Here is an 8,379-nt window from a genome sequence, read left to right as displayed (position 1 = left end):
GGACGGTTGTCCACCGCCGCCGATTCTGCCATCCGGAAGGTGCGGAGGTCGGTCAGGGCTTGGCACTGCCGCCGGGCGGCTTCCCGTTCTCGTCCTCGTCCACCTGATGTGCGCCGCCGTCCACCGGACGGCCACCGAGGTGGGCCGGGGTGGGGGCGTTCGCCAGCTCGTGGCTCAGCTCTTCCAGCTCCGAGCCGCCCGCCATCTGGCGCGTCAGCTCGTCCAGGGTGATCGATTCCTTGGTGTGGCTGCCCGCCATGACACCGCGCTTGAGCAGCACGAACCGGTTGCCGACGAGATACGCGTGGTGCGGGTTGTGGGTGATCAGCACCACGCCGAGACCCGCGTCACGCGCGGCGGCGACGTACTTCAGTACGACTCCGGACTGCTTCACGCCGAGCGCGGCGGTCGGCTCGTCCAGGACGAGGACCTTCGCGCCGAAATGAACGGCGCGGGCGATCGCCACGCACTGGCGTTCGCCGCCGGACAGGGTCCCGATGGGCTGGTCGACGTCGCGCAGGTCGATGCCCATCCGCAGCAGTTCCTCGCGGGTGGTGCGGCGCATCTGTTCGACGTCGAGGCGCTTGAAGGGGCCCGTGCCCTTCGTCGGCTCGGAGCCGAGGAAGAAGTTCCGCCAGACCGGCATGAGCGGTACGACGGCGAGGTCCTGGTAGACGGTGGCGATACCCAGGTCCAGCGCCTCGCGCGGCGAGCCGAGCGTCGTCTTCTTCCCGTCGATGAGGAATTCGCCCGCGTCGTGCTGGTGCAGTCCCGCGATGATCTTGATGAGGGTGGACTTGCCCGCACCGTTGTCACCGAGGACACAGGTGATCTCGCCGGCGTGCACCTCCAGCGAGACGCCTTCGAGGGCGCGGATGTTGCCGTAGTACTTACTGACGTCGTCCAGCTCCACCAGGGGGGTCGTGGTCGCCGTGCCACTGCTGGTCGAGCCGGTCGTCGGCGTGCCGGGCGTGGGCGCGCCGGGCGTGGGCGCGCCGGGCGTACTGGGCGTGTCGGTCATCGGGTTGCCTCCGCTCGCTTGCGGACCCATGCGTTGAGCAGGGTGGCCAGAAGGAGCATCGCTCCGAGGAAGAACTTGAACCAGTCCGGGTTCCACTCCGCGTACACGATGCCCTTGCTGGTCATGCCGAAGATGAACGCGCCGACCGCGGAGCCGATCGCCGAGCCGTAGCCGCCGGTGATCAGACAGCCGCCGATGACCGCGGCGATGATGTAGATCAGCTCGTTGCCGACGCCCTCGCCGGACTGCACGACGTCGAACGAGAAGAGCAGATGCTGGCCGGAGACCCAGGCGCAGAAGCCGACGCCCATGTAGAGGCCGATCTTCGTCAGCCGGACCGGCACGCCGACGGCGCGGGCGGCCTCGGCGTTGCCGCCGACCGCGAAGATCCAGTTGCCGAAGCGGGTACGGAGCAGGATCCAGGTCGCCAGCGCGACCAGGCCCGCCCACCAGAGGATGGTGACCTTCAACTCGACGCCGCCGAGGGTCAGTTCGGAGGCGAAGATCTTACGGGCCGACTCGAAGCCCTCCATGTCGCTGATGCTCTTGGTGGAGACGGTGTCGCTGATCAGCTTGGTCACACCGAGGTTGAGACCGGTGAGCATCAGGAACGTGCCGAGGGTGATGATGAAGCTCGGCAGTTTCGTCCGCGTCAGCATGAAGCCGTTGAACACCCCGATGGCGAGGGTGACCAGCAGGGACACGAACACGCCGACCCAGATGTTGGCCGTCAGCTGGTAGCTGAACATCGAGGAGATCAGCGCCGAACTGGTCACCAGCACACCGGCGGACAGGTCGAACTCGCCGCCGATCATCAGCAGCGCCACCGGCACCGCCATGATCCCGATCGTCGACGCCGCGTACAGGACCGTGCCGAAGCTGGACGTCTTCAGGAACGAGTCGGCGACGACGGAGAAGAACAGGAACACCGCCAAGGCGCCCACGACCGCGCCCAGTTCGGGCCTGCCGAGCAGCTTGCGCAGCGCCGAGTTCCCCAGCAGCCGCTCGTCCTCGGCCGGGCGGCCGTCCCCGCCGTCGCCCGGCCGGTCCTTCACGGGTGGTGCGGTTGTGGTCATCGGGTCCCTCGCTCCGCGTATTTCTCCAGCTCGGCGGCGTCCTGCTTGTTGATGATCTGCGGCCCGGTGAGGACCGGGCGCCCGCCGCCGAGTACATCGGCGTTGTACCGGTAGAGCCAGAGCAGATCGACGGCCTCGTACCCCTGGAGATACGGCTGCTGGTCGACGGCGAAGCCGAGCCGGCCGGCCTTGAGCGAGCCCGCGACCGCCTCGTTGAGGTCGAACGTGTCGATCTCGGCCTTGCTGCCCGCCGTCTCCTTCGCCTTGACGGCGGTGTCGGCGAAGGGCGCGCCGAGCGTCACGACGGCGTCGATGCTCTTGTCGGTCTGGAGCTTCGCCTCGATGGACGCCTGTACGTCGGGCATGTTGGTGCCGTCGACGTACAGGTTCTGCATCGTGCCGTCGAAGGTCTTCTTCGCCCCGGCGCAGCGCTGCTCATGGCCGACGTTGCCCTGCTCGTGCAGGACGCACAGGGCCTTCTTCTTGCCCCGCTTGTCCAGTTCGTCGCCGACGGCCTCACCGGCGATGGACTCGTCCTGGCCGATGTGGGTGAGCGCGCCGTACTGCTTGGACTGCTCGGAGCCCGAGTTGACGGTGATCACCGGGATGCCGGCCTTGGTGGCCTTGGCGACGACAGCCTTCATCGCGTCGGGCTTGGCGAGCGTGACGATCAGCCCGTCGACACCCTTGTCGATGTACGACTGGACGAGCTGCGCCTGCTGCTGGCCCTCGTCGCTGTGCGCGTACAGGAAGTTGATGTTGTCCTTGGCCGCGGCCTGCTTCGCGCCCTTCTGGACGATGTCCCAGAAGGTGTCGCCGTCTCCCGAGTGGGTGACCATGGCGACGGTCCACTTGGGGGTGTTCACCGCGGCCCGCCCCTGTGCCTCGGCCGCCGCGGCCCGTTCCTCGGCGCGCTTGCCGCCGGTGCTGCTGCATCCCGCCAGGGCCGACGCCCCGAGAACCGCTGCCAGCACCGCGCCCATCGCGCGTACCCCTGTCCGACTTGCCACGACGCCGTGCCCTTCTTGCCGTACTTCCCGGTACCGCCGCGCACGGTACGTCCCGGCCCGGCGGCCCAAGTATCGGTCATGGCTGTTCGGCGCCCGGTCATCGGGTACGGGCACGTGCATGTCATCGGGAGATGGCGCCTGTCTGTCATCGGGTACCGCGGGCGGTGAACTTCTCCAGCGCGGGGACGTCCTCCTCGGTCACGAGCGCGGGTCCGGTGAGGACGGGCTTTCCGCCGCCGATGACGTTGCCGTTGTTCTTGTCGAGCCACAGCTCGTCCACCGCGAGGTAGCCCTGGAGATAGGGCTGCTGGTCCACGGCGAAGCCGATCTCCTTGGCCTTGAGCTGCTTGACCACGTCCGCGTTGAGGTCGAAGGTGTTGATCTCGGCGCCGGAACCGGCGCTCTCCTTGGCCTTGACGGACGCGGCGGCGAAGGGCGCGCCGAGCGTCACGACCGCGTCGATGTCCTTGGCGCTCTGGAGTTTGGCCTCGATCGACGAGGTGGACGCGGGCATGTTGGTGCCCTCGATGTTGAGATTCTCGACGGCGCCCTCGAAGGCCTTCTTGACCCCGGCGCAACGCTCTTCGAGCGAGACGTTGCCCTGCTCGTGGATGACACAGAGCGCCTTCTTCCTGCCGCGCTTGTTCAGCTCCTCGCCGACGGCCTCACCGGCGATGGCCTCGTCCTGGCCGATATGGCCGAGGGCCCCGAAGGGCTCGGAGAACTCGGCGCCGGAGTTGATCGTGACGACCGGGATTCCGGCGGCGGTGGCCTTGGCGAGTACGGCCTTGACGGCCTCGGGCTTGGCGAGGCTGACCACGAGTCCGTCGACGTCCTGGTCGATGTAGCTCTGGATCAGCTGGGCCTGCTCCTTGCCCTCCTTGTTGGCCGCGTAGAGGAACTGGACGTTGTCCTTGGCCGCCGCGACCTTGGCGCCGCTCTGGACGATGTCCCAGAAGGTGTCGCCCTCGCCGGAGTGCGTGACCATGGCGATCTTCATGCGCGGGGTCTTGGCGGCCGTACCGCCGCCTCCGTCGTCGGCCTTGTCCTCGGAGTCCTTGCCGCCCGAGCCGCTGCATCCGGCGACGAGGGCGAGTGCGCATGCGGTGAGCAGCGCCGCCGCCGTACGGCCCGCCGCCTTTCGGTTGGTACGCATGGTGGATCCGCCTTCTCTCCCGGCCGCCCCGTTGCGGCTGGGGGAGTTCTAGCGGCGCACGCGCGGCCCCGTCAATACTTTGTCCGAACATTCTTACGAAGAATTGGACGTACAGAAGCGGTACGAGAGGCGCCCGGGAGCCGGGCCGGGACCGGGCGGAGAAGCGCTACGGCCGGACGAGGAGCTGGAACTCGAAGACGTAACGCGAGGCCCGGTAGATATGGTCGCCGAACTCGACCGCGCGGCCCGTGTCGTCGAACGTGGTGCGTTCCATCGCGAGCAGCGGCGCGCCCGTCGCCTCGCCGAGCAGCGGCGCCTCCTCGGCGTCGGCGGCGCGCGCGCCGACCGACTGGCGCGCGCTGTGCAGCGTGATGCCGACGGCGCGCATCATCCGGTAGAGGCCGGTGGATTCGAGCTGCGCGGTGTCGCAGTCGAGGAGTTCGACCGGGAGATGGTTGCGCAGCCGGGCCATCGGTTCGTCGTGGGCGTACCGGAGCCGTTCGACGAGCCGTACGTCCGCCCCCTCCTCGACCCCGAGCGCGGCGGCGATCCGCGCCGTGGCCGGTTCGACCGTGTTGCGCAGCACGCGGGTGGCGGGGCGCTGGCCGGCCGCCTCCAGGTCGTCGTAGAGGCTGCTCAGCTCCAGGGGGCGTCTGACCTTGCTGTGCAGGACCTGGGTGCCGACGCCCCGGCGGCGTACCAGCAGCCCCTTGTCGACGAGCGACTGGATGGCCTGGCGGACGGTGGGACGGGAGAGTCCGAGGCGGCCCGCCAGCTCGATCTCGTTGCCGAGGAGGCTGCCCGGCGTGAGTCCGCCCTGCTCGATGGCGGCTTCGAGCTGCTGCGACAGCTGGAAGTAGAGCGGGACCGGGCTGGTGCGGTCGACACCGAGCTGGAGCGCGGCGGCCTGGGGGGCCGACCCGCTCGGCTGCTCTGGTTCCGGCTGCTTGGACACGGTGGCGAGCGTAGCCGCGTGAGATGTTGACGGAAAGTCCTGTAGTTCGGTTGTCAGGACAAGTGGGCGGGCCAAGGGCGGGATGGGCGGGCAGGACAAGCACCAGGACGTGCCAGGACAGGTGCCGGGACAAGCAGAGGCCGACGCCGTCCGAACAGAGATCATCAGCAGGTCTAAATGTCAGGACAAACGCTTGACATGACGACTGGGCGAAGGCCACCTTGGGGGCCATGCGCATCGGACTCATCGGCACCGGCCGTATCGGCACCTTCCACGCGGAGGCGCTGAGCCGCCATCGCGAGGTCGGCTCCCTCGTCGTCGCCGACACGGACGCGGCCCGTGCCGCACATGTCGCCGACCGTACGGGCTCCACGGCGGCCCCCTCGGTGGACGAGATCTTCTCCTGGGGCGTGGACGCGGTCGTCATCGCCTCGGCCACCTCGGCCCACGCCGACCTGATCAGCCGCGCCGCGCGGGCCGGACTGCCCGCCTTCTGCGAGAAGCCGATCGCGCTGGACCTCAAGGGCACGCTGAGCGCCCTGACCGAGGTCGACTCCGCCGGCACCGTCCTGCAACTGGGCTTCATGCGCCGCTTCGACGCCGGTTACGGCGCGGCCCGCGATCTCGTACGGTCCGGGGCGCTGGGCCGGCTGCACACCGTACGCGCCATCACCTCCGACCCCGCGCCGCCGGCCCCGGAGTATCTGCCGCTGTCCGGCGGGCTCTACCGGGACTGTCTGGTCCACGACTTCGACATCATGCGCTGGGTCACCGGACGCGAGGTGGTGGAGGTGTACGCGACCGGCTCGGACGCCGGGCCGCCGATGTTCCGTGACGCCGGGGACATCGACACGGCCGCCGCCGTCCTCACCCTGGACGACGGCACGCTCGCCACCGCGACCGCCACCCGCTGCAACGGCGCGGGATACGACGTACGGATGGAACTGGCGGGCGAACGGGACCAGTTCGCGGTCGGACTCGACGACCGTACGCCGATCACCTCGACCGAGCCGAAGGGTCCGCCGCGCTGCGACAACCCGTGGCCGGGGTTCCTGGAGCGGTTCGCGCCGGCGTACGAGGCGGAGCTGGACGCCTTCATCCGGGTCGTGGGCGGCGAGCTGGAGAACCCGTGCGACGGGCACGAGGCGCTGCACGCGCTGCGGATCGCGGAGGCGTGCGAGCTGTCACGGCTGGAACACCGGCCGGTGCGGCTGGAGGAGATCCCGGGCGGTCTTTAGCAGGGATTCACGCGGGCTTCTTCACCCGGGCTTCCTACTCGGGCTTCTGTACCGGCAGCACCGTGCCCTGCGCCACCGCGCACAGCGTCTCCGTGCCGTCCTCCGCCACCGTGAACAGGTCGCAGCGCACCGTGGCCTGCCGGCGGCCCGCGTGGACGACGGAGGCGCGGGCGACCAGCGTGCGGCCGGTGCCGGGACGCATGTACTGGATGGAGAAGCCCGCCGTCAGCACGGCGGGGCCGAGCACCGAGCCGGCGGCGAAGGTGATGCTGTTGTCGGCCGCGTACGCCAGCACTCCCCCGTGCAGATAGCCGTTCTGCTGCTGAAGGTCCGGGCGGATGTCCAGCTCCAGCTCCGCCTCGCCGTCCCCGAAGACCATGACCCTGGTACCGAGCAGGCTGCTGAAAGGCTGGCTGTCCAGCACCTTCCGCGCCAGGACAATGTCGAACTCCTGCATGGTCAGACTCCTCCGGAACGTACCCGCGCGGCACCCCGCGCCTTCATGCCTACCACCGCACCGGCAGACCCCGCACCCCACGGATCAACATTCCGGGCAGCCAGTCCAGCGGCCCCGTGTCCGGGTCGAGGGTCAGGTCGGGGCAGCGTTCGAGGAGGGTACGGACCGCGATCCTGGCCTCCAGACGCGCGAGGGGCGCGCCGAGGCAGTGGTGGATGCCGTGCCCGAAGGCGAGATGTCCGTGGTTCTGGCCCTTGGCGCCGGTGGCCGTGGCCGTCGCCGTACGCCGGATGTCGAAGCGGTCCGGGTCCGGGTAGCGCGCGGGGTCGCGGCCCGCCGCGCCGAGGCCGACCAGCACCGGCTCGTACGCGGGGATGACCGTGTCGCCCACGGTCACGGGCTCGCCGGTGAAGCGGGCGGTGGCGTTCATGACCGGGCCCTCGTAGCGCAGCATCTCCTCGATCGCGCCGTCGAGCAGTCCGAAGTCGTCGCGCAGGGCGGCCAGTTGGTCGGGGTGGGAGAGCAGGGCACGCATGCCGTTGGTGATGAGGTTGACCGTCGTCTCATGGCCGGCGATCAGCAACAGGTAGGCCATGGCGCGCAGTTCGGCGGCGGAGAGCCGGTCACCGTCCTCGGCGCGGGTGAGCAGCAGAGCGGAGAGCAGGTCGTCGGAGGGGCCGGCGCAGCGCTTGTCCTCGATCAACTCGTCGAAATAGGCGCTGAGTTCGTGTACGGCCGTGTACTCGGAGGCGGGGCCGTCGGGTGCGACGATCTCCGTCGACCAGGCACGGAAGACCTCGCGGTCGGCCGCGGGGACACCGAGCAGTTCGCAGATGACGGTGATGGGCAGCGGGTACGACAGCGACTCGACCAGGTCACCGTGCCCGGCCGGGAGCATGGCGTCGATCAGTCCGTCGGTGAGCGACTGGATCCGCTCGCGTAAGGCGGCGACCCTGCGAGCGGTGAACTCGCGGGCGACGAGCTTGCGCAGCCGGGTGTGGTCCGGCGGGTCCACGACCAGCAGATTCGGTCCGATGACCCGTTCGTCCAGCATGCTGGAGCCGACCGTGGCCGGTGACTTGCGGAGCCGGGGGTCGGCCAGCGCGGCACGCGCCTCCCGGTGTCCGACGATCAGCCAGAACCGGTCGCCGTGCGGGGTACGGACCTCGTGAACCGGCCCCGACTCGCGCAGTTTCGCGTAGTACGGGTACGGATCGGCGGTGAAATCGGGCCCGTACGCGCCCAGATCGACGACAGTCATCACGTCAGGTTACGTCGCTCCGGCGTACGCGGCCGAACCGGTGCCCGGACGGGCTGCATGTGCAGCCCGTCCGGCGATTGAGGACAAGCGCGGCCCACGAGCCGCGCAACCCGGCCAACGCTCCCCAGCCACAGCACTAGGGCCTGTCTTCAAAGTAGCGCCGTCCGCCCGCAGGGCGGGGCCCGCGGCGTCTGGTGCGGTGCCT

8 protein-coding genes are annotated in these 8,379 nt (G+C 69.5%); 1 reads left to right on the top strand and 7 read right to left on the bottom strand.

What is annotated here, in order from left to right; genetic code table 11:
- Positions 1-52 precede the first annotated feature (52 nt).
- The 5 genes from ACFT9I_RS39865 to ACFT9I_RS39845 all read right to left on the bottom strand — a co-directional run bounded on the left by ACFT9I_RS39865 (position 53) and on the right by ACFT9I_RS39845 (position 5,218).
- On the bottom strand, positions 53-1,021 hold the full coding sequence (locus tag ACFT9I_RS39865; RefSeq protein ID WP_382572722.1) for an ATP-binding cassette domain-containing protein: 969 nt from the start codon (positions 1,019-1,021) through the stop codon (positions 53-55).
- The gene (locus ACFT9I_RS39860) at positions 1,018-2,097 is read right to left on the bottom strand and encodes an ABC transporter permease (protein ID WP_382572720.1); all 1,080 of its coding nucleotides are present in this window, start codon (positions 2,095-2,097) and stop codon (positions 1,018-1,020) included. Before ACFT9I_RS39860 ends, ACFT9I_RS39865 begins: the two co-directional genes overlap by 4 nt.
- Positions 2,094-3,080 carry a sugar ABC transporter substrate-binding protein gene (locus tag ACFT9I_RS39855; protein ID WP_382572725.1) on the bottom strand — a complete coding sequence of 329 codons (987 nt, stop codon included), beginning with the start codon at positions 3,078-3,080 and terminating at the stop codon, positions 2,094-2,096. Before ACFT9I_RS39855 ends, ACFT9I_RS39860 begins: the two co-directional genes overlap by 4 nt.
- Before the next feature lie 172 nt (positions 3,081-3,252).
- Positions 3,253-4,263, bottom strand: a complete 1,011-nt coding sequence (locus ACFT9I_RS39850; protein ID WP_382572718.1) for a sugar ABC transporter substrate-binding protein — start codon at positions 4,261-4,263, stop codon at positions 3,253-3,255.
- A gap of 166 nt (positions 4,264-4,429) precedes the next feature.
- A complete protein-coding gene (locus tag ACFT9I_RS39845) occupies positions 4,430-5,218 on the bottom strand; it encodes a GntR family transcriptional regulator (RefSeq protein ID WP_382572715.1) in 789 nt (262 codons plus the stop codon).
- Between the two features lie 230 nt (positions 5,219-5,448).
- Here ACFT9I_RS39845 and ACFT9I_RS39840 point away from each other — a divergent pair, with 230 nt between their 5' ends.
- Positions 5,449-6,456 (top strand): Gfo/Idh/MocA family oxidoreductase, encoded by a 1,008-nt coding sequence (locus ACFT9I_RS39840; protein ID WP_382572714.1) that lies wholly within the window; start codon positions 5,449-5,451, stop codon positions 6,454-6,456.
- Between the two features lie 34 nt (positions 6,457-6,490).
- Here ACFT9I_RS39840 and ACFT9I_RS39835 read toward each other — a convergent pair whose 3' ends face one another.
- Entirely contained in the window at positions 6,491-6,913 is a 423-nt protein-coding gene (locus ACFT9I_RS39835) for a PaaI family thioesterase (protein WP_382572712.1), read from the bottom strand.
- 49 nt (positions 6,914-6,962) lie between these two features.
- Positions 6,963-8,174, bottom strand: a complete 1,212-nt coding sequence (locus ACFT9I_RS39830; RefSeq protein ID WP_382572709.1) for a cytochrome P450 — start codon at positions 8,172-8,174, stop codon at positions 6,963-6,965.
- Positions 8,175-8,379 lie beyond the last annotated feature (205 nt).

This window comes from Streptomyces sp. NPDC057137 (assembly GCF_042670825.1).
In the GTDB taxonomy this organism is placed as follows: Bacteria; Actinomycetota; Actinomycetes; order Streptomycetales; family Streptomycetaceae; genus Streptomyces.
Note: the sequence above shows the minus strand (reverse complement) of the source record. Positions and strands in the feature narration are given on the sequence as shown.